17 protein-coding genes are annotated in these 19,682 nt (G+C 61.9%); 6 read left to right on the top strand and 11 right to left on the bottom strand.

All coding sequences use genetic code 11. The features are described from left to right. Nucleotides 1-31: 31 nt before the first annotated feature. Together BM438_RS00445 and BM438_RS00440 are read right to left on the bottom strand one after the other, a co-directional pair. Nucleotides 32-376, bottom strand: a complete 345-nt coding sequence (locus tag BM438_RS00445; RefSeq protein WP_093632402.1) for a DUF3088 domain-containing protein — start codon at nt 374-376, stop codon at nt 32-34. A gap of 54 nt (nt 377-430) precedes the next feature. Next, on the bottom strand, nt 431-1,648 hold the full coding sequence (locus BM438_RS00440) for an acyl-CoA dehydrogenase family protein (RefSeq protein WP_054040058.1): 1,218 nt from the start codon (nt 1,646-1,648) through the stop codon (nt 431-433). Between the two features lie 290 nt (nt 1,649-1,938). On the opposite strand from BM438_RS00440, the gene BM438_RS00435 reads away from it, so the two are divergent. The 6 genes from BM438_RS00435 to BM438_RS00410 all read left to right on the top strand — a co-directional run bounded on the left by BM438_RS00435 (nt 1,939) and on the right by BM438_RS00410 (nt 7,505). Next, nucleotides 1,939-2,229: a co-chaperone GroES gene (locus tag BM438_RS00435; protein WP_007177123.1), complete on the top strand. Its 291-nt coding sequence runs from the start codon at nt 1,939-1,941 to the stop codon at nt 2,227-2,229. 18 nt (nt 2,230-2,247) lie between these two features. Then, entirely contained in the window at nt 2,248-3,888 is a 1,641-nt protein-coding gene (gene groL, locus BM438_RS00430; RefSeq protein WP_093632401.1) for a chaperonin GroEL, read from the top strand. A 376-nt stretch (nt 3,889-4,264) separates the two neighbouring features. Further along, nucleotides 4,265-5,110: a transporter substrate-binding domain-containing protein gene (locus BM438_RS00425; RefSeq protein ID WP_093632400.1), complete on the top strand. Its 846-nt coding sequence runs from the start codon at nt 4,265-4,267 to the stop codon at nt 5,108-5,110. Beyond that, nucleotides 5,107-5,868 (top strand): amino acid ABC transporter permease, encoded by a 762-nt coding sequence (locus tag BM438_RS00420; RefSeq protein WP_093632399.1) that lies wholly within the window; start codon nt 5,107-5,109, stop codon nt 5,866-5,868. Before BM438_RS00425 ends, BM438_RS00420 begins: the two co-directional genes overlap by 4 nt. Continuing rightward, entirely contained in the window at nt 5,858-6,664 is an 807-nt protein-coding gene (locus tag BM438_RS00415) for an amino acid ABC transporter permease (protein WP_093632397.1), read from the top strand. The genes BM438_RS00420 and BM438_RS00415 overlap by 11 nt, the downstream gene beginning before the upstream one ends. Further along, nucleotides 6,651-7,505, top strand: coding sequence for an amino acid ABC transporter ATP-binding protein (locus BM438_RS00410; protein WP_093632395.1), 855 nt, complete (start codon nt 6,651-6,653; stop codon nt 7,503-7,505). The genes BM438_RS00415 and BM438_RS00410 overlap by 14 nt, the downstream gene beginning before the upstream one ends. Before the next feature lie 120 nt (nt 7,506-7,625). On the opposite strand, the gene BM438_RS00405 is transcribed toward BM438_RS00410, so the two are convergent. From BM438_RS00405 to BM438_RS00365, 9 genes are all read right to left on the bottom strand, one after another. After that, nucleotides 7,626-8,954, bottom strand: coding sequence for an LLM class flavin-dependent oxidoreductase (locus tag BM438_RS00405; protein WP_093632393.1), 1,329 nt, complete (start codon nt 8,952-8,954; stop codon nt 7,626-7,628). Further along, the gene (locus BM438_RS00400; RefSeq protein WP_093632391.1) at nt 8,951-10,324 is read right to left on the bottom strand and encodes an MmgE/PrpD family protein; all 1,374 of its coding nucleotides are present in this window, start codon (nt 10,322-10,324) and stop codon (nt 8,951-8,953) included. The genes BM438_RS00405 and BM438_RS00400 overlap by 4 nt, the downstream gene beginning before the upstream one ends. 251 nt (nt 10,325-10,575) lie before the next feature. After that, nucleotides 10,576-11,415, bottom strand: a complete 840-nt coding sequence (locus BM438_RS00395; protein ID WP_093632751.1) for a CmcJ/NvfI family oxidoreductase — start codon at nt 11,413-11,415, stop codon at nt 10,576-10,578. A 135-nt stretch (nt 11,416-11,550) separates the two neighbouring features. Then, nucleotides 11,551-12,909 carry an LLM class flavin-dependent oxidoreductase gene (locus tag BM438_RS00390; RefSeq protein ID WP_093632389.1) on the bottom strand — a complete coding sequence of 453 codons (1,359 nt, stop codon included), beginning with the start codon at nt 12,907-12,909 and terminating at the stop codon, nt 11,551-11,553. A 41-nt stretch (nt 12,910-12,950) separates the two neighbouring features. Beyond that, nucleotides 12,951-14,021, bottom strand: coding sequence for a substrate-binding domain-containing protein (locus BM438_RS00385; protein WP_093632387.1), 1,071 nt, complete (start codon nt 14,019-14,021; stop codon nt 12,951-12,953). A 47-nt stretch (nt 14,022-14,068) separates the two neighbouring features. Then, nucleotides 14,069-15,451 carry an LLM class flavin-dependent oxidoreductase gene (locus BM438_RS00380; protein ID WP_093632385.1) on the bottom strand — a complete coding sequence of 461 codons (1,383 nt, stop codon included), beginning with the start codon at nt 15,449-15,451 and terminating at the stop codon, nt 14,069-14,071. A gap of 31 nt (nt 15,452-15,482) precedes the next feature. Beyond that, nucleotides 15,483-16,721 (bottom strand): SfnB family sulfur acquisition oxidoreductase, encoded by a 1,239-nt coding sequence (locus BM438_RS00375; protein ID WP_093632383.1) that lies wholly within the window; start codon nt 16,719-16,721, stop codon nt 15,483-15,485. A 122-nt stretch (nt 16,722-16,843) separates the two neighbouring features. Then, nucleotides 16,844-17,899, bottom strand: a complete 1,056-nt coding sequence (locus BM438_RS00370) for an ABC transporter permease (RefSeq protein ID WP_093632381.1) — start codon at nt 17,897-17,899, stop codon at nt 16,844-16,846. Beyond that, entirely contained in the window at nt 17,896-19,410 is a 1,515-nt protein-coding gene (locus BM438_RS00365; RefSeq protein ID WP_093632750.1) for a sugar ABC transporter ATP-binding protein, read from the bottom strand. The genes BM438_RS00370 and BM438_RS00365 overlap by 4 nt, the downstream gene beginning before the upstream one ends. Nucleotides 19,411-19,682: the final 272 nt, after the last annotated feature.

Below are 19,682 nucleotides of genomic sequence, written 5' to 3'. Positions count from 1 at the left end.
CGCTACGCGAAGCCGACCTCAAGCCGCTGCGTCAATGCACCTTAGGAAAACCGTGGCGCTGCGCGAGCAGATCGAGGATCCGGCGCGTATCGGTCACGAAGCGCTTTTCGCCCAGCGTCTTGGCATCAGCCGGCGCAGCCTGTTCGTCACCGAAAATTAACACCGGCAGACTCTGGTGCTCAGCATCGAGCGCCTCCACGACCGCCGCGCGCGGACGCGGAAACTGCAAGCGGCGAATATCCAGGCGTGCGTTGAGCGCAGGATCGCTCGCGAGCAATCCTTCGATAGGCGCGCCATCAGGACAGATGAAGCGCTCACCGGGGTGGTTCGGATCGGTGAAGCCCGGTTCCAACAGCAATAGCAGATCTCGGCTCATGGCATTCAATCAATGGATGATGGGTGAAAGGATCGTGGCGTCTTTCCCGGCATTTCAGAAAACTCGCCCTTCAGTCAGATGCGTGGTCACGCCGTTCAACTCGTAATCGCCGATCACGCGAGCTTTATGCAGCAACGGGTTGTGGCTGAAGATGGTGCGCAGATTGCGCCAGTGACGGTCGAAGTTGTGCGCTCGCCCCGTGGCCGATGCCCCGCCGATTTCAAACAGACGCTCGCCGGCATAGAGCGCCAGCTTGCTGACCACCAGTTGCGTTTTGGCGGTAGCCAAGGACCCTTCCAGCACGAGTTCTTCCGCATTGGCTGCGCCGCTGCGGATTGCATTTGCCGAGCGGTCCAGGGTGCGTGCGTTTTGCGCGACAAGCGCGTCGATGGATAGACTATGCGCCGCGAGGTCGCCCACCACCTGTTGCACGAAACCGTCCTCGCGTGCCGAGGGCGCCGGGCTATGCAGCACCGGACGACCATATTGCGTCACGTAGCGCCGCGCGTCCGCAAGAATGTTGCGCACGATACCTGCCGCGACCGTGACCAGATGCAATTGCCGCACCGCGCTGCCATGGCGGCCCGCGAGACTCGTATAGCCGCGCGTTGCGATTTCATGGGCAAATACCTGCACATTGTCGAGCACGAGACTGCCGCTCGCCGTCATGCGTTGACCCATCCCGTCCCAATCGTCGAGCACCTGCAGGCCTTCACGCGAGACCGGGATAACGATTGATACCTTCTCGTCGTTTTCATCCTGCACGTTGATACGCGCGTAGTCGGAGAACGCCGTGCCGGTCGAGTAATATTTTTTGCCCGTTACGCGAAAATGCTCACCGTCGCGCACCAGCTTGGTGACGATTTCGCCGGGCCTGGATGTGCCGAGCTCCGTTGACGCACCTCCAAAGATCGCCCCTTCCCGTACACGCTCGATCTGCGTGTCGTTGAAGGCGGAGCGCGGCGACAGCACCAACTGCTCGGTCAGATCGAAATGAATCCGCAATGCGTGCGCGACATTCGACTCTTCCGCAGCCAGCGTGGCGATCACATGGAAGAGATCTTCCAGCGAACCGCCGAGGCCGCCCCACTCGACCGGAAAACGGAGCACGCCGAGCCCCGATTCGCGAAACAATGCGAAGCGGTCGAACGGCAACTCGCGCCGCACCTCGCGTTGCGCGGCATCTTCGCCGATCGCTTTAGCGAGCGCCGGCAACGCGCTGAGCGCCGCCTGAAGCCGTGCACGTGCTGTGCTTTCCTGAGAGACCTGCATACCGTCATTCCTTGTATAAGCGCACGGATCAGGCTTGATCCGGCTGATTGTCCTGTGAGCGTGTATCGGCGTCCCAATGGGACGTGCCGATTCGACGGATCAGTATAGGGACGCGGCCCACCTTGCAAAACCAGCGAATCGAGCTATTGATATGCGCGTTTCTGAAATGCCATTCGCCGATAAGGATCGATGAATCCGTTATTGGAGCGTCGCGCGGCATCTTTCTATACTCGATTCCGGTCAGCACTCACCAGCGACGAGTGCCAAATTTCAATCGCGGAAGTCGAACCATGAGCCTACGTCCCTTGCATGACCGCTTGATCGTCAAGCGCCTCGACCAGGAAACCAAAACTGCTTCAGGCATCGTCATTCCGGAAAGCGCCGCCGAAAAGCCAGACCAGGGCGAAGTGATCGCCATTGGGCCGGGCAAGCGCGATAGCGACGGCAAACGCATCGAGCCCGACCTGAAAGTCGGCGAGCGCGTGCTGTTCGGCAAGTACGCCGGCCAGTCGGTCAAAGTCGACGGCAACGAACTGCTCGTGCTGCGCGAAGAAGATGTCGTCGCAGTCGTCACGCAATAACGAACGGAGCATCAAACCATGGCAGCAAAAGAAATTATTTTTAGTGACGTCGCCCGCTCGAAACTCGTAGAAGGCGTCAACATTCTGGCCAACGCGGTCAAGGTCACGCTCGGTCCGAAGGGCCGCAATGTCGTGCTGGAACGCAGCTTCGGCTCGCCGGTGGTGACGAAAGACGGCGTCTCGGTCGCCAAGGAAATCGAATTGCCGGACCGCGTGCAGAACATCGGCGCGCAACTTGTGAAGGAGGTGGCCTCCCGCACCAGCGACGCCGCCGGCGACGGCACCACCACCGCAACCGTGCTTGCGCAAGCCATCGTGCGTGAAGGCCAGAAATACGTCGCGGCAGGCCTCAACCCGCTGGACCTGAAACGCGGCATCGACAAGGCCGTGATCGCCGCGATCGACGAACTCAAGAAGATCAGCAAGCCGACCACGACCAGCAAGGAAATCGCCCAGGTCGCAACGATTTCGGCCAACGGCGAAGAGTCGATCGGCCAGCGTATCGCCGAAGCGATCGATCGGGTCGGCAAGGAAGGCGTCATTACCGTGGAAGACGGCAAGTCGCTCGACGATGAACTCGACGTGGTGGAAGGTCTGCAATTCGATCGTGGCTACCTGTCGCCGTATTTCATCAACGATCAGGACAAGCAGGTTGCCGTGCTCGATAACCCGTTCGTGCTGCTGCACGACAAGAAGGTGTCGAATATCCGCGATCTGCTGCCGATTCTGGAGCAGGTCGCCAAAGCCGGCCGCCCGCTGTTGATCATCGCGGAAGACGTGGAAGGCGAAGCGCTGGCCACGCTCGTGGTCAACAACATTCGCGGCATTCTGAAGACCGTCGCGGTCAAGGCGCCGGGCTTCGGCGACCGCCGCAAGGCCCTGCTCGAAGACATCGCGATTCTGACCGGCGGCCAGGTGATCGCTGAGGAAACCGGCTTGACGCTCGAGAAAGCGACGCTTGCCGAACTCGGTCAAGCCAAGCGCATCGAGGTGGGCAAGGAGAACACCACGGTCATCGACGGCGCCGGCGACAGCAAGAACATCGAAGCGCGTGTGAAGCAGATCCGCACACAAATCGAGGAAGCAAGCTCCGACTACGACCGCGAAAAACTGCAGGAACGTGTGGCGAAGCTGGCGGGCGGCGTGGCGGTCATCAAGGTGGGCGGCGCGACCGAGATCGAGGTCAAGGAAAAGAAAGACCGTGTCGACGACGCGCTGCACGCCACGCGCGCTGCGGTCGAAGAAGGTATCGTGCCGGGCGGCGGTGTTGCGCTGATTCGCGTGAAGCAGGCCATCAGCGGCCTGCGAGGCGTGAACGCCGATCAGGACGCGGGTATCAAGATCGTGCTGCGCGCGCTCGAAGAACCGCTGCGCCAGATCGTGACGAACGCGGGTGAAGAAGCCAGCGTAGTGGTCGCGAAAGTGGCAGAGGGCACGGGCAACTTCGGCTACAACGCACAGACCGGTCAATACGGCGACCTCGTGGAATCGGGCGTGCTCGATCCGACCAAGGTCACGCGTACGGCGCTGCAAAACGCGGCCTCGGTTGCGGGTCTGCTGTTGACCACCGACGCCACCGTTCATGAAGCACCGAAGGATGCGCCGGCAGCCGGCCAGCCGGGCGGTCCGGGCGCAGGTGGGCCGGGACTGGATTTCTGATCTGATTCTGAGCGTCAACGCGTTATCCGCATATGCACGCCGGTATGCTTTCCACAGCATGCCGGCGTGCCGCAACAGGCAGCAAACGTGTCAGCCGAATATAGCGCCGCACACACAACCGGTGCATAGCCAGTCAAATCCGTCGCAACATCCATTTCTCCGTTTCAACGACGCTCGCGTCTGCATAAATGCGCGAATCAGATAACGGTATGAAAAATCCTTGGTTCTTTCCGGCGTCACACATGCCGAGAATAGGCAGTCCCGAATCGCGTCCTGTATTTCTCCTCCGGCGAGTCCTGGTGGCCTCATAGCAACGAAGTCACGCCGATCGGCCGGAGCGATATCAGGATCCAACCTGACTTCCGCCTAATCTTTCATGTTCAGCCGACCGACCCGCCCCACCCTCCAGCGCGCCTTGCGCGCCTTGACGCTTTTCGCAGCATTGGGCGCCAGTGCCGCCCACGCCGATACGACACTCGATCGGATTCATCAGCGGCACAAGATCGTCATCGGCGTGATCCTGTCCGGGCCGCCGTTCGGCTCGCTGGACCCGGCCACCCAGAAACCGCTCGGCTTTAATGTCGATCTCGCGAACGACGTCGCAAAACGCCTCGGCGTCGACGTGGAATTGACGCCGGTCCAGCCGTCGAACCGCGTGCAGTTCCTGCAGCAAGGCAAGGTCGATGCCCTGATCGCCAACATGGAAGTCACCAAGGAGCGCGCGGAACTCTTCTCCTATCCGCCCACGCCGTTTGAGGAAATCGGCGGTGCGCTGATTACCCGCAAGGACAGCGGCATCAAGACCTGGAACGATGTGCGCGGCAAGCCCGTGTGCGTCTCGCAGGGCAGCAACTATACGAAGCCGCTCGCCGAAGAATATGGCGCACAGGTGAAGGCATTTCGCGGCCAGCCGGAGTCGCTGCTCGCGCTGCGCGGCAATAACTGCGTCGCCGCGGTTCACGTTGCCCCTACGCTACGCTTGCTCGTCGCACGCAATCCGGACTGGAAGGACTACACGATTCCCGTATCGAACGAGCTGATTCCGTCGCCGTCTGTGATCTGGGTTCGCAAGGGTGAAACGGATACGCAGAGCGCGCTCGAGAAAATCGTGCAGGACTGGCATCGCAGCGGCTGGCTGATCGACGTCGAGCACAAGAACGGCATGCAGCCCTCGCAAGCCGTGCTCGATCTGCATGCGAAGTACAAGGCGCAAGGTGCATGAGCGAGTCGACGCAAGTGCTCTCGCACGCCGCTACTAGCGTGGTCGATGCGATCAGCAGGATCGGGCTGAACTATAGTTTCGTGCTCGCGCCTGATGAACTCGCGTCGTTTCTGCATGGCATGCTGGTCACGCTGGAACTCTCGCTCGTGACGGCGCTCGGCAGTCTGGGCGCCGGTGTGGCGTTGGCGGCGTTACTCACCTCACAGCGTCCGGCGCTCGCGCGCCCCGCTCGTGTGTTCGTCGAGATCACGCGCAATACGCCGACGCTCGTGCAGCTGTTCTGCGCCTTTCTGGTGATCAACATGCTGCTCAGCGAGGCGCTGCGTAATCTGGGCGGCAATCCGCTGACGCCGTTCATCTGGAGCGCGATCGTCATCTCGCTGCACAAGGGCGCGTTTCATGCCGAAGCCCTGCGCGCCGGTATCGAAGCGGTGCCGCGCACCACACTCGAAGCGGCCCAGTCGCTCGGTTTCAGCCGCCGCCAGCGCCTTTGGAGCGTGCAGTTGCCGCTCGCGCTTCGCTATGCCCTGCCTGCGCTCGTCAACAACATGGTCGATCTGGTGAAGATGACCACGGTTGCCTCCGCAATCGCCGTCGGCGACATCACGTATGCATCGATCATGATCTGGACGCAGCGCGACAACGTGCTCGAGTTGATGATCCTGATCCTGCTGTTCTTCGGCGCACTGACCTTTGCGATCAATCGCGCGGGACGCTGGCTCGAAGTTCGTCTGAGGATGCCCGGCTATGGCCACTGAATCCATCACCGTGCCCGCGCGGGACGGACGCTACCGTTCCCTCTTTGCGTTTGCCAGCGTAGTCGGCGTCGCCGCGCTGCTGGCGCTCGCCGAACACGAGATCGCGCATGGCCCAAGCTATCCCGCACTCGCCGCCCTCATCACGTGGGCACCGGCGCTCGGCAAATCTTTGTGGGTCAACATCGAAATCAGCCTGCTTGCCGTCGCGCTCGGCACACTCGCCGGTCTTGCGCTCGGCCCCTTGCTGCTGTCGCCGATCCGGGGCGTCCGGCTGATTGTTCGCGGCTATGTGCAGGTGTTTCGAAACGCCCCACTGCTCGTGCTGATCTATTTTTCGACCTACGTATTCCCATTCGAAATCGCGCTCGGGCAACACGTCGTGCCGTTTCCCGACTGGTTCAAGGTCACGCTCGGTCTCGCGCTGCCTGCCAGCGCCAACTTCGCCGAGATCTTCCGCGGCGCAATCCAGTCGATTCCTCATGCACAGTGGGATGCGGCACGTTCGCTTGCGTTCAGCCGAAGCCAGGTGTTCCGTTGGATCATCCTGCCGCAATGCGTGAAGCGGATGCTGCCGCCGTGGATGAACCTGTACGCGAGCATCACGATGGCGACCGCGCTCGCTTCGCTGGTGGGTGTGCACGATTTGCTGGACACCGCGCAGGTGGCGAGCAATACCGTGGCGCGCGCGGATTTCACGGTCCTCGTCTATTTCACCGTGCTCGGCCTGTTCTTCGCTTACTGCTACCCGATCGCGCGCTTCACCCGTCTTCTTGAGAAACGCTATGCTTTCAGCTGATGTCTCGCTCGCTCCCGCAGCCGCTGCGGGTCCGCGCCCTCTGGTCCGCTTGCGCGACGTGCATCTGTCATTCGGCGCGACGCCGGTGCTCAAGGGCATCGACCTCGACGTGTTCCGCGGCCAGGCCGTGTCGATCATAGGACCATCCGGGTCGGGCAAGTCGACGATTTTGCGCTGCATTACGGGGCTATTGCGTCCCCAGTACGGCGAGATCGAAGTCGACGGCACCCGCGTCGATCAGCTCGCCTCTGAACGCGACGAGATCGAACTACGCAAGCGCGTCGGCTTCGTGTTCCAGCAATACAACCTGTTTCCGCATCTGAGCGTACTGGACAATCTGCTTGTCGCGCCGGTGCGCATCCTCGGGCGCGACAAAGCCGATGCCACTCGCACCGCTTACGATCTGCTGAAGAAGGTGCGTCTCGAGAACAAGGCGCATGCGTATCCGGGTGAACTGTCGGGCGGTCAGCAACAGCGCGTGGCGATTGCACGCGCGCTCGCGATGCAGCCGGATCTGATTCTCTTCGACGAGGTAACCTCGGCACTGGACCCGGAGACCGTGGGCGAAGTGCTGACCGTGATCCGCGATCTGGTGAGGGACGGCATGACCTGCGTGCTCGTCACGCACGAGATGCGCTTTGCCGAGGAAGTGAGCGATGCGGTGTATTTCACCGAGGCCGGTGTGATTGTCGAACACGGTCCGGCTAACGCGCTGTTCCGCGCGCCGGTCAGTCCGCGTACGCGTGAGTTTCTGGCGCATACGCCGTCCGCGCCGGAGACTGCACACGCGGCGGCGCCCCGCACACCGTTGGCACTGGATCTGCGTCACTTCGCGATTTAGACGATCTCGAACGATCTGGACCTGCGAGTACGGCGCTGGTCGGGATGCAAGTTTGAAAAAAAAAGCGACGTCTGCTGAGCAGACGCCGCTTTTTACTTTCCGCCTTTTACTTCTTGTCTCTCACTGCCCCGCATAGCGGCTCACAGGCCGCTGCAAACCGAGGTGATCACGCAGAGTAGTGCCGCTATATTCGGTGCGGAATAACCCACGCCGCTGCAATTCCGGCACGACGAGTTCGACAAAATCGTCGAGACCGCCCGGGAAATACGGCGGCATGATATTGAAACCGTCGGCCGCTTCGCCCGTGAACCACTCTTCGAGCGCATCCGCCACTTGCACAGGCGTGCCCCATACGATGCGGTGTCCACGCGCGCCGGCCACCAGGTAGTACAGCTCGCGCAAAGTCAGATTCTCGCGGCGTGCGAGATCGGTCAGCAGTTTGGCGCGACTCTTCAACTGATCGGATTCGGGCAACTCCGGCAAAGGACCATCGAGCGGATACTTCGACACGTCATGCCCCAACCGGTCGGACAACAGTGACAACGCACCCGATGTATCGGTCCATTCCTGCAACTGCGCGTATTTGTCTTTCGCTTCCTGCTCCGTCCTGCCGATGACAGGAAACACGCCCGGCATCACGTGCAACTGCTGACCCTCACGGCCGAATTTCGGCAAGCGGCCTTTCAGATCGCGATAGAAGACCTGCGCTTCTTCGATAGTCTGCTGCGCGGTAAACACCACTTCCGCCGTGCGCGCGGCTAGATCCTGTCCCGGCCCGGACGAGCCAGCCTGAATCACCACAGGATGTCCCTGTGGCGGCCGCGACGCATTCAACGGGCCTTTGACGGCGAAGAACTGCCCCTTGTGATCCAGCGTATGCACCTTGGCGGGATCGAAGTAGACGCCACTCGCCTTGTCCTTGAGCACCGCGTCGTCATCCCAGCTGTCCCACAGCCCCTTGACGACGTCGACGAATTCACCCGCCATTTCATAGCGCAGCGCGTGATCCGGATGATTGCCACGTGTGAAGTTCGCGGCCGTGCGATCGTACGAAGTCGTCACGACGTTCCAGGCCGCGCGTCCGCTGCTCAGATGATCCAGCGACGCAAACGCGCGTGCGACGTGATACGGCTCGCTATAGGTGGTCGACGCGGTAGCGGCGAGACCGATGTGGCGCGTGCCCATGGCGAGTGCCGAAAGCAGGCATAGCGGCTCGAGCCGCATCGCCATCGACGGATGCGCATCGGGGCCGCTGGTGAGGCCGTCGGCGAGAAAGACCATGTCGAACTTCGCGCGCTCGGCGGTCTGCGTGATGCGTTGCATCAGCGCCAGATTCTCGCTGCCCGCCTGCGCGTCAGGATGCCGCCAGCCGGCGACGTGGTGTCCCGCGCCCTGAATGAAGAGCCCGAGACGCATCTGCCTGCGGGTACTGCTGTTATTCGTGCTCATACTTGGATCTGTGCAAAGACATTGAAAAGGGACGCGAGGTCGGCGGTGCTCTGCATCGTGTCGATATGTGCGGGGATGAACGCGAGACGTTCGTCGTGGCCGGTGGCATCCGCGAATTTCGCGGCCAGATCCGTCGCGCTGTAGAGACGGTCGGTCTTGTGCCTCAGTACCGTCCCGTTACGCAACGCGATCTCGACGGTCGAGAAACGCGTGGCCGGATCGGTCGACGCGCGCGCGGCGGTTTCATCGTGGCGGCTTGTCACGCGCCGTGCGAGCGCGATCAGGTCGTCGCGCACGGGCACATCGGCGAATGTAGCCACGCTGGGTGAACCATCCGTCAGCGCGGCCGCGACTGCGTAGGCAACGCTGAAACGCGCTTCGAGACCCGTCGAGGGCAAATGTCTGGAAAGCGGTGTGTCGCCGCCGGGCGGAAATATCACCGTCACCTCGGCAATGTCGTCCGGCGTGAGACGGTGTGTGTCGCGCAACGTCAATGCGGCATGCACGGCGTAGTGCGTCGCCGTGCAGCATGCCCACGGCTTGAAGTACAAACCCGGGGCTGCGATTTGCCACGGTGCGCCCCAGCCGTCGAGCACGCGTTCGGGTTGCGCTGCGCCGCCGCTGAACACGGCGAAAAAGCCGACCGGTCCGTCCAGCGCTTCAGGCGAGCCCTGCAGTCCCGCTGCCGCGAGCTCGGCGGCGAATAAACCGGCGCGGGCGGCAAGCCCGGCATGCAAGGGTTTCGCTTCGCTGCCGAACTGCAGTCGTAAGCCGGCGGATTGTGTGGCGGCAAGACCCAGCGCGTTCTCAATGGCGGCGGCATCGAGTTTCAGCAGATAAGACGCAGCGGCTGCCGCGCCAAGTGCGCCCAATGTCGCGGTGTTGTGAAAGCCCTGCTCGTAGTGCCGGCTGCCGAGAGCAAGGCCGAGGCGCGCCATCGTTTCGACGCCGACGACGTAGGCGTCGAGCAGGTCGAGCGCGCTGCTGCCGCGTGTTTGCGCCAGCGCGAACAGCGCGGGCAGCAAGACCGTCGCAGGATGTCCTCTTACGCTGCTGTGCACATCGTCGTAATCGAGTGCGTGCCCCGCGTAACCGTTGAGCAACGCAGCCTGCTGCGCCGATGCACGGGCGCTGCTGCCGATCACCGACGCTTCGCCACGCGAATCGTCGGCGCTGACCGACAGGAGTTTTCGATAGCCGCTGTCGCTCGCGCCGGCAAAGGCGGCGGCAAGAAAGTCGAGAATGCCGCGTCTTGCGGCGGCAATGGCGTCGGCGTCGCGGGACGGCGACGCCTGAGCGATCGCGGCGGCCAACCGTCGTGTCACGCCGGTGGCCTGCTGGCCGGCGTTGGATGCATAGAGGCTTGACATGTCGAAGGCGTGAGAGCTGTGAAAACACACCGGGCAAGCGTTACGCTTACCTCCTTCGACGAAAAACAAAAGCTGCGTCGAGCAAAGAAGTAAAGCAACGACCCAAACGCCGCATGCTAACCAAACGCTGCGTCACAAACAAACAAGAATTCACGCTTTCGATATTGCAGATTCTGCGATGCTGCAGCAGACGCGTCCCGCTATCGGCTGCCCCGCATTTCACAGCATGCCGTCGCGCTCAACGCCGGCGCTCAAAAGAACAACAGCGTGCGCAATTCGATGCTCCGGCGCGGCGGCGCATCGGCCGGCGACGTGGGATCGTCGAAAGCCGTATGGGCCGTGAGACGCGCGATGCCGTCGCCCGCCGAGTCGTAAATCTTCAGCAGCAGGAATTCATCGGGCGACATCTGCGGAAAGTAGTACCAACGGTGCCGCGGATTGAAGACCAACGCATACGTCTCGCCGACCTTGTCGGGATAAACCAGGTCCGATGCCACCAGATCGTTGAGCGTGATACTGCGCGAATCGCATAGCGCGAGCGGTGACGATTGCACCGTTTCTCCGATCGGACGCCACAGATTGACGATTGCCACACGGCCTTGCAGCAAGCGCTCCGCTTCACCGGTCGGCAGATGATCGCGCACCCGGCGCGGCCCCGACACAAACGTCTGGTCGTTATGGATGTACTTGACGGGCTCCCTCACGCCATCGTTGCGCTCAGGATTGCCGTCACGCAGCGTGTGATCGAACACGACCACCCGGCGAGCGCCGGTGGCCTGTTTCAGCAACTGCTCCGCTTCGCGATAGTAGACAGATTCGATCTTTGCCGGATCGGAGAAATCGTTCAGCGCGCTAGCGTGCCGATGCAACTCGAAGCCGTTACGATCGAGCGACAACGCGCCAGGCGGCGGCGCGACTCGGGCATTCGAAATACTCACCCGATGCGGCCGGTACACGCCACTGCGCTTCGGCACACCCGGCGGCGGTTCGTATTGGTACGAGACCGGTTTCTCGCCGGTGAACTCGAGGTAGTTCAAGTCTGCCTCGACCGTCGCGGCAGACACCGGTGCATCGATGACGATATCGCTCATGTTCGCATCCTCATCACGTTGAAACGATTCGTTGAACGGCCGCAGCACGCAACGCGCGGCGGCGGCAGACGCATGCATCTATCGTTTCAGCGTAGGCGACGGCCGCGCCCGGAGGAAATAACGAATCGTGGAAAGTTATGCGCCGGATTGAAGTACAGGAGAATGGCGGCTTTTCGGCCGTCGCAATCCCAAGTTCTCGCGCAGCGTGCGTCCTTCATAGTCCTCGCGGAACAACCCGCGTCGCCGTAATTCCGGCAATACGAGTTCGACGAAATCGGTCAGACCCTCCGGCAGTACCGGCGGCATCACGTTGAATCCGTCGGCGGCGTGATTCACAAAACGCTCTTCGAGTTGATCGACAATCTGCGCCGGCGTGCCGACGAGTTGCCAATGGCCGCGCGCACCCGCAACCCGCAAATAGAGCTGTCGGATCGTCAGGTTCTCGCGGCGAGCCAGTTCGATCGTCAACACCTGACGGCTCTTGCTCGCATTCGTTTCGGGTAGCTCAGGGATCGGCCCGTCGAGTGGATAGTCCGAGAGATCGAACCCACCGGTCAACCCGGATACGAGCGCAAGTCCCACCTTCGGATCGACAAGCGACTGCAACTGCTCGAACTTCTCTTTCGCCTCGGTTTCGGTGCGGCCCACGATCGGGAACACGCCCGGCATGATCTTCAGATCGTCCGGATGACGGCCGTACACCGCCATGCGTCCCTTCACGTCAGCGTAAAAGTCCGCCGCGTCCTGCAGCGTTTGCTGCGCCGTGAAAATCACCTCGGCCGTTTTCGCTGCGAGGTCCCGGCCGGCTTCGGACGACCCCGCCTGCACGACGATCGGATGCCCCTGCGGAGAACGTGCAACGTTCAGCGGGCCCTTGACCTGAAAGAAGCGTCCCTTGTGATCCAGCACGTGCCGTTTGGCGGGGTCGAAGAAACGCCCTTCAGCTTTGTTGCGGACAAACGCGTCGTCCTCCCAGCTGTCCCACAGACCTGCTGTGACTTCCGCGAATTCAGCGGCGCGGGCATAACGCTCGGCGTGATCGAAATGTTTGTCACGGTTGAAGTTCTTCGCTTCGTGCTCGCTCGACGAAGTGACCAGATTCCAACCCGCACGTCCTCCGCTAATGTGATCGAGCGAGGCGAACTTGCGGGCAATGTGATACGGCTCGTTGAAGCTCGTCGAGGCTGTGCCGACCAGACCGATACGCTCAGTCACGGCCGCCAGCGCCGACAGCAATGTGACCGGTTCGAACTGCGCCACGTAGCTGTGCGCCGTGCGGCTCAGAAAGTCGACGTTGTCGCCGCGTGTCCCCACGCCGTCGGCGAGAAAGATCAGATCGAATTTCGCGGCCTCGGCCGCTTGTGCGAGCCGGACGTAGTGGCGAAAGTTCACGCCGGCGTCCGCCTGCGCCTCGGGATGTCGCCACGCCGCAATGTGGTGTCCGGCAGGATAAAGGAAAGCGCCGAGGCGCAGGTGTCCGCTACGTTTGCTCATTTAAGTCCAAAGGAGATGATTGACGGTGCGGCCTCTGACACTCAGTCCGCTGCCGGAATCCACGCTGCCGTCGCGGCATCGCTCGAACGGAATGCCGGGAATTTATCGCCGAGCTCGGCAATCGTCTTGATGTTGTTCTTCACCAGATCGTCGCGCGTGATCAGCGTCGGCTTGACGACAATCCGGTGCTCGGGCGTCTGCCCCGCGAGCAGCAAAGCCGCGGCCCGTACGGACACCGCACCCACCACCGCGGGATTCGTCGCCGCGGTCGCCACCCACGCGCTATTCGGCGCGCGAATCGCCTCGATGTCGGAGGTCGAAATATCGGCGCTGTAAATGCGCAGTTTCGACGACAGGTTCGCCTCGTCCGCAGCGAGCTTCGCGCCGCGTGCGAATTCGTCGTACGGCGCGAACACCACACGAATCTCAGGATGAGCACGATAGGCGGCAGCAGCCTGGTTGGCCACCGACTGCGCGATCGGATTGTCCACCGTGCCCCAGCGCGCCTTCTCCTGAACCTTCGGATGGACAGCCTTGAAGTCACGCCATACCGCATCGCGCCGGTCGAGCGGTGCGAAACCCGCTACATACACATAGCCGGCGGCAAAGGTATCGCCGTTATCTTTCACCGCCTGATCGAGCAGCAGCGCTGCCAGATCGCGATCGCTCTGCTCGATCTGCGGTACCTTCGGATTGCCCAGATCGACATCGAACGCGACGACTTTGATGCCTTTATCCAGCGCACGTTGCACGACGTCCTTGAGCGATTCAGGCAAGCCGTGATTCACGATAATCGCCGATACGCCGAGGCTGATCGCTTGCTGGATCTGTTCACGTTGTTCGGCTGCATCCTGACGGCCTTCGTAAATGCGTAGATCGATGCCGAGCGCTTTGGCCTGCTTTTGCGCACCGGCTTCATAAGCCTGGAAGAAATCACCCGTCGACAGATAGTTGACGAGCGCGATCTTCACGCCGCCCTTGTCGAACGGTGCGGGCGCACCTTTGAGCGGTGCTGCGTGCGCCGCGGCGCCTGCAAGCATCGTGGCCGCCGCCAGGGCGAGTGTGCGAAACGTAAGGCTCACATCCAGCTTGCGACGAAGAAACGATTTCATCAATGATCTCCAACCTGTTAGTCGATGTTTTATGAGTAAGCGGCGTGCTAGCCGGCATGGGCCGGCGTGTGCGTGCGGTAGGCCGCGCCGGGATGCGGTTCGGCCAGTCGCGCACCACCGCCATGCAACTTTTCGCGCAGCGTGCCGTTGGTGTAATCGGTCTTGTAGACGCCTCGTCGCTGCAACTCGGGCACAACCAGATCGACGAAATCCGCGAAGCTCTCGTGGGTCAATGCATACGCAAGGTTGAATCCGTCGACGTCGGTCTCCTCGACCCACGACTGCAACTCGTCGGCGATCTCCTGCGGACTTCCCACCGAAAGCGGTCCGAGTCCCCCAATGCCGCCCCACTTCGCAATCTCACGCACGGTCCACACTCGTGTCGGATCCGCGCTCGATAAAGCCTCCACGGCCGATTGCACCGCATTGCTCTCGATATAGCGCAGCGGCTCGTCGAGGTCGTACTTCGACAGATCGATGCCGGTCCACCCTGACATCAGCGCGAGCGCGCCCTCATCGCTCGTATAGCGGCGATAGTCGGCGTGCTTCGCGTGTGCATCCGCCGATGTCTTGCCCGTGATCACTGTGTGCAGATTGAAAATCAGCACGTCGTGCGGATCGCGGCCGAATGACTTCACGCGTGCCCGGATATCGGCGACGAAATTCTTCAGGATCGTGCGCGACGGGGCAGCGATGAAAATGCACTCGGCGTGTTGCGCGGCAAAATCCTTCCCGCGCTTCGACGCACCCGCCTGGTAAAGCACCGGCGTGCGCTGAGGCGACGGCTCGCAGAGATGAATACCCGGCACGTCGAAATACTGCCCACGGTGGTTGATCGGATGAACCTTCGATGGTTCGCTGAAGACCTTCCGCACAGCATCACGCACCACGGCGTCGTCTTCCCACGACGCTTCCCACAGTTTGTAGCAGACCTCGAGATATTCCTCGGCAAGCGAATAGCGCTCGTCGTGATTGGCCTGCGCCGGCAAGCCGACATTACGTGCGGCGCTGTCCAGATACGACGTGACGATGTTCCAGCCAACCCGGCCGTTCGTCAGATGGTCGAGCGTCGACATGCGCCGTGCGAACGGATACGGGTGCTCGTACGAAAGCGAGCAGGTCACGCCGAAGCCGAGATGCTCGGTCACGTTCGCCATCGCCGAGACGAGCAGCACGGGATCGTTGACCGGGACTTGCGCGGCCTGGCGAATCGCGGCTTCCCCGTTGCCGTTGAAGACATCGTAGATACCCAACACGTCGGCGATGAAAAGACCGTCGAACTTGCCGCGCTCGAGCAGTTTCGCGAGGTCGGTCCAGTAATCGAGTTGCTTGTAACGCCACGACGTGTCGCGTGGATGCGCCCATAAGCCTGGCGACTGGTGCCCAACGCAGTTCATGTCGAATGCGTTGAGGCGGATTTCTCTGGCCATGATCGGGTTCGGTTAAGGATTGCGCCTGGCGTCAATTCCAGGGATGACGTGCCGGCTTGACGCCGTTCAGATAGTAGTTACCGACCAGGTGATATTTCCAGCGCACCGGATCATGCAGCGTATGCACACGCGCGTTGCGCCAGTGCCTGTCGAGATTGTGTTCGCCGAGTGTCGACTGCGTACCCGCCAGCTCGAACAGTTTTTCGCCTGCCAGCAAGGCGATTTCCGTCGTCAACACTTTCGCTTCGCCCACCGCAACCGATGCGCGTGCCACGTCGTCCTCGGTCGTTTCCCGCTTCGCTGCGATCTCGTCGATCACGCGCGCGGCGCGTTCGAGCAAGGCCTCGGCGGCGTGCAACTGGATATGCAAATGACCGATCTCCCGCACGGTCAGCGGATCGTCACTCGCACGCTCGACCCCGCTGTCGATCCACGGCCGCGAGCGCGAGCGCACGAACGTCAGCGTGTCGTCGAGCGCCGCCTTCGCGATGCCAGCGTCGATGGCGGCCTGGATGATCTGCGAAATCGGGCCGTTGAGCGTTGGAAAATCGGACACACGATGTGCCGGCAACACATGCGAGGCCGGCACGCGTACGCTTTCCAACACAACTGTGCCGCTTGCCGTAGTGCGTTGACCGAAGCCCGACCAGTCGTCGATCACAGTCAGCCCTGGCGTGCCCTTCGGAATGTAAGCGAGCCAGCCTTTGCGTTCGCTATCGAGCCCCAGCACGGGGACGAAGTCAGCGAATAGCGCGCCGGTCGAATAGAATTTGGTGCCCTGTACGACGTAATCGCCGCCATCCCGCGTCACGCTCGTCTTCAGATCGAGCACGTTCTTTGTGCCCTTTTCCGAAAAGCCGTTGCCGAAACGCTTGCCGCCCAGCACCTGCGTAAAGAAATATTTCTTCTGCTCCTCGGTGCCGGTTAGCGCGATCACGTCGACCAGACCGAAGTGATTCTGCGGTAGCTGCCCGAGCGACGGATCCGCTGCTGCAATGATCTTGATGACTTCAGTCAACGTAACGAACGACACGGCCGCTCCGCCGTAAGCCTTCGGTACCGTGATGGCCCATAGCCCGGATTGCGAGAACCACTCGATCTCCTCGTGGGGCAAGCGGCGTTCGGTATCGCGTGCGGCAGCGCCTTGCGCGAGGCGGCCTGCAAGCTCGTGCGCAACAGCAATGGCCTGCGCGTCATCGGCGATCACACGGACCGCATGTCTACTCTCGTCGCGAATATTCGATGAAGCCGCTTCGCCAAACTCTGCCATGGGAATCTCCGCTTGAATGACTGTTCGCTCAATCTATCAGCGGACATCGCGTGCGCAAACTGAACGATTCGGCAATCGATATTCCTTCGGATGGCAAACGACATTTCGGCGGTCCGGTGACCTCAGCCGCGTGAGTCCGCAGGCCGTCCAACACTGAACGTAAACGCCAGCGCGAGAACCAGCAGCACACCCTTGATGAAATCCTGCATGTAGTAAGGCGCATTCAGCATGGTCAGGCCGTTCAGGAGCACACCGACAAACACCGCGCCTACTACGGTGCCGAACACGTTGGGCCGCTTCGCGCCCCACACTGCATAACCCATCAGCGCAGCCGCCACGGCGTCGAGCAGCAGGGAGTGTCCGGCGCTGACATCGCCTCGCCCGACACGCGCGGCGATCAGCACGCCGCCCAACGACGCAATCGTCCCCGAGGCGACATAGGCCGCGATCCGGTAGCGGGCCGTAGGCGCACCCGCCAGCCGCGCGGCCGTCTCATTGCCGCCGATCGCGTAGATCACGCGTCCCCAGCGCGTCGTCTCCATGACGATGCAGGCGAGCACCGTCAACGCAATGAGAATCAGGACCGGCAACGGCACGACATCGAAAAGACGCAGACGTCCCAACGCCAGAAACGCGTCCGAGAATATTCCGCTTGCCTCCCTGCCATCGGGCAACACGGTTCCGGTTGCAAGCGAGCGGCCGCCCGTCGGAATCAGTTGCAGACCGGCCAGCAGGAACAGAGTGCCGAGCGTCGCCAATTGGTCTGGCACCCGCAGCCGCGTGATCAACAAGCCATTGAACAGGCCGGCCGCGATGCCGAGCGCCACGCATGCGGCCACGGCCGCCAGCGCGCTGCCATGCCAGACGATCAGCACATAGCTCGCTGCCATCTGAGCCGAAGCAGCCACGCTGCCCACCGAGAGATCGAAGCCTCCCGCCGCCAACGTGATCGTCACGCCAATGCCAAGCAACGCCACGATCGATACCGCCTGGAGAATGCTGAACAGATTGTCGATGTTCAGGAAGGCCGGTTCCCTGATGGCGAACACGGCGATCAGAATCGCCAGCACGAGCAGGATGCCGGTGCGCTCCAGGTGATCGCGCAAACTACGCCATGCTGACTGCGTCCGTTGGTCGGATGCCACGTCGCCGGGAATAGAAGGGGTAAGGTGTTTCATGAATGAAGTTCAGAGCTCGCGTCAGGGATGGGTTGAACAGTTGGGCGCTCGAGCGTCGCTCGATCGAACCGCACGACGCGATCAGCAATCTCCAGCGCCTCTTCGAGATCGCTGACGAACACAATCGTCGCGCGTTCGTGGGCATGCCGCCGTAAGGTATCGACGATGTCGGCGCGTGCGCCGGCGTCGACACCCTGAAACGGTTCGTCGAGCAGCAACAGGCGCGCGCGTTCGACATGCCAACGCGCGAGAACGACTTTCTGCTGATTGCCGCCGGATAAACGCGTCAGGCGATCATCGGGGCCGGTGCAGCGAATGCCGAAGGTTCTGATCGCGTCGGTCGCGGCATCGCGCTCTGCGGCTTCGCGTACCACGCCGCGCCTGAACCAGTTCGACAGAAACGGAAAGCTGAGCGTCCCCGCAATCGATGCGAAGGGCACGCTGTCGGGAAACAACGAGGTGCGCCAACGATCCTCGCCGGCGAGGAACACGCCCGCGCGAATCGAATCGGCCGGTGAACGAGGACGCCATGGCTTGCCGTCGAGCACCATCCGACCACTGCTCGCATGTGCCGCACCGAAAATCGCTCTTGCGAAACGCGATTTGCCGCCACCCACCGGCCCTGCTACCGCGACGATCTCGCCGCGCTGGACGGCGAGGTCGAATGAGCGGCTTGTCGGCGTCAGTTGAAAATCGCGCACGCTGAAACAGGGTTCGAGCGAGGCTGCGTCTTTCTCATCCTGAGTTCGAGCTTGTGGCAGAGGCCGTCCAATCATCGTCTCGACGGCAGCGTCGAAATCGATTGGCGGGTGCAGATCGGCGACGAGATGTCCGTCGCGCACGATCGCTACCCGATCCGCCATGCGCCGCAGATCACCCAGCCGATGTGAGACCAACAGGATAGCGACGCCCTCCTCGCGTAATGGCTCAAGACGCTGGAACAGCCGTTCCGCTTCTGCGGCGGACAGACTGGCGGTGGGCTCATCGAGAATCAGTAGCTTGGGGCGCGAAGCCAGCGCGCGCGCCAGCGTCACGAGCTGCTGACTCGCGAGCGACAGCGACCCGAGCGGCGCCGACAGATCGACATCCAGCCCGACGCGTTCGGCAAGCGGCCTCGCAGCCTCACGGCGCGCCGCCGGCGGCACGCGCCAGGGCGATGCCGGATCGCATAAGCGGTCGAGCAGCAGGTTGTCCGCAATCGACAGTGCCGGTACAACCGCGTCTGCAATCGACTGATGCACCGTGGCAATGCCGAGTTGTTTAGCGGCTTGGGGCGAAGCCGGTCGATACGGCTTGCCCAGCAGCGTCAAGGTCCCGCCATCGGGCGCATACACGCCGCTTAAGATCTTGACGAGCGTCGACTTGCCCGCGCCGTTGGCGCCCATCAACGCGACGACTTCGCCGGGATGGATCGAGAAATCGAGGTTGGATAGCGCGACGGTTGCACCAAAACGCTTCGTGAGCGTGGAGGCAGTCAGGATCGGCTCGCTTGAACGCGGAAGCTTTTCCATACGATCGGGATGCGGTGAACGGGTCAAGTTAATGGCGGCCTTCATATACCCGAATTGAGCGAGGCGAACGTTTCATTGTTCTCTGGTGGGCTCGACAAATGCGGCAAACGGGACGCATTGCGTACCGTCACCCAGGAACGATTGTCTGCCTGGGCGGGACTCGCGGAAAACCAATTTGTTCTGATATGCAAAGCGTCGCGCATGGCGAACCGCGACCAGAGAGCGCCGTAGCCCTGCGCTTAGTCTTCGCCGGCATATCGATGCCAGAATTC

It is taken from the genome of Paraburkholderia aspalathi, from assembly GCF_900116445.1.
Classification (GTDB): domain Bacteria; phylum Pseudomonadota; class Gammaproteobacteria; order Burkholderiales; family Burkholderiaceae; genus Paraburkholderia; species Paraburkholderia aspalathi.
Note: the sequence above shows the minus strand (reverse complement) of the source record. Positions and strands in the feature narration are given on the sequence as shown.

What these genes read in the sequence shown, in the direction of transcription:
- BM438_RS00445 (WP_093632402.1), bottom strand. Translation starts at nt 376, where the DNA reads ATGAGCCGAGATCTGCTATTGCTGTTGGAACCGGGCTTCACCGATCCG.
- BM438_RS00440 (WP_054040058.1), bottom strand. Translation starts at nt 1,648, where the DNA reads ATGCAGGTCTCTCAGGAAAGCACAGCACGTGCACGGCTTCAGGCGGCG.
- BM438_RS00435 (WP_007177123.1), top strand. Translation starts at nt 1,939, where the DNA reads ATGAGCCTACGTCCCTTGCATGACCGCTTGATCGTCAAGCGCCTCGAC.
- groL (WP_093632401.1), top strand. Translation starts at nt 2,248, where the DNA reads ATGGCAGCAAAAGAAATTATTTTTAGTGACGTCGCCCGCTCGAAACTC.
- BM438_RS00425 (WP_093632400.1), top strand. Translation starts at nt 4,265, where the DNA reads ATGTTCAGCCGACCGACCCGCCCCACCCTCCAGCGCGCCTTGCGCGCC.
- BM438_RS00420 (WP_093632399.1), top strand. Translation starts at nt 5,107, where the DNA reads ATGAGCGAGTCGACGCAAGTGCTCTCGCACGCCGCTACTAGCGTGGTC.
- BM438_RS00415 (WP_093632397.1), top strand. Translation starts at nt 5,858, where the DNA reads ATGGCCACTGAATCCATCACCGTGCCCGCGCGGGACGGACGCTACCGT.
- BM438_RS00410 (WP_093632395.1), top strand. Translation starts at nt 6,651, where the DNA reads ATGCTTTCAGCTGATGTCTCGCTCGCTCCCGCAGCCGCTGCGGGTCCG.
- BM438_RS00405 (WP_093632393.1), bottom strand. Translation starts at nt 8,954, where the DNA reads ATGAGCACGAATAACAGCAGTACCCGCAGGCAGATGCGTCTCGGGCTC.
- BM438_RS00400 (WP_093632391.1), bottom strand. Translation starts at nt 10,324, where the DNA reads ATGTCAAGCCTCTATGCATCCAACGCCGGCCAGCAGGCCACCGGCGTG.
- BM438_RS00395 (WP_093632751.1), bottom strand. Translation starts at nt 11,415, where the DNA reads ATGAGCGATATCGTCATCGATGCACCGGTGTCTGCCGCGACGGTCGAG.
- BM438_RS00390 (WP_093632389.1), bottom strand. Translation starts at nt 12,909, where the DNA reads ATGAGCAAACGTAGCGGACACCTGCGCCTCGGCGCTTTCCTTTATCCT.
- BM438_RS00385 (WP_093632387.1), bottom strand. Translation starts at nt 14,021, where the DNA reads ATGAAATCGTTTCTTCGTCGCAAGCTGGATGTGAGCCTTACGTTTCGC.
- BM438_RS00380 (WP_093632385.1), bottom strand. Translation starts at nt 15,451, where the DNA reads ATGGCCAGAGAAATCCGCCTCAACGCATTCGACATGAACTGCGTTGGG.
- BM438_RS00375 (WP_093632383.1), bottom strand. Translation starts at nt 16,721, where the DNA reads ATGGCAGAGTTTGGCGAAGCGGCTTCATCGAATATTCGCGACGAGAGT.
- BM438_RS00370 (WP_093632381.1), bottom strand. Translation starts at nt 17,899, where the DNA reads ATGAAACACCTTACCCCTTCTATTCCCGGCGACGTGGCATCCGACCAA.
- BM438_RS00365 (WP_093632750.1), bottom strand. Translation starts at nt 19,410, where the DNA reads ATGGAAAAGCTTCCGCGTTCAAGCGAGCCGATCCTGACTGCCTCCACG.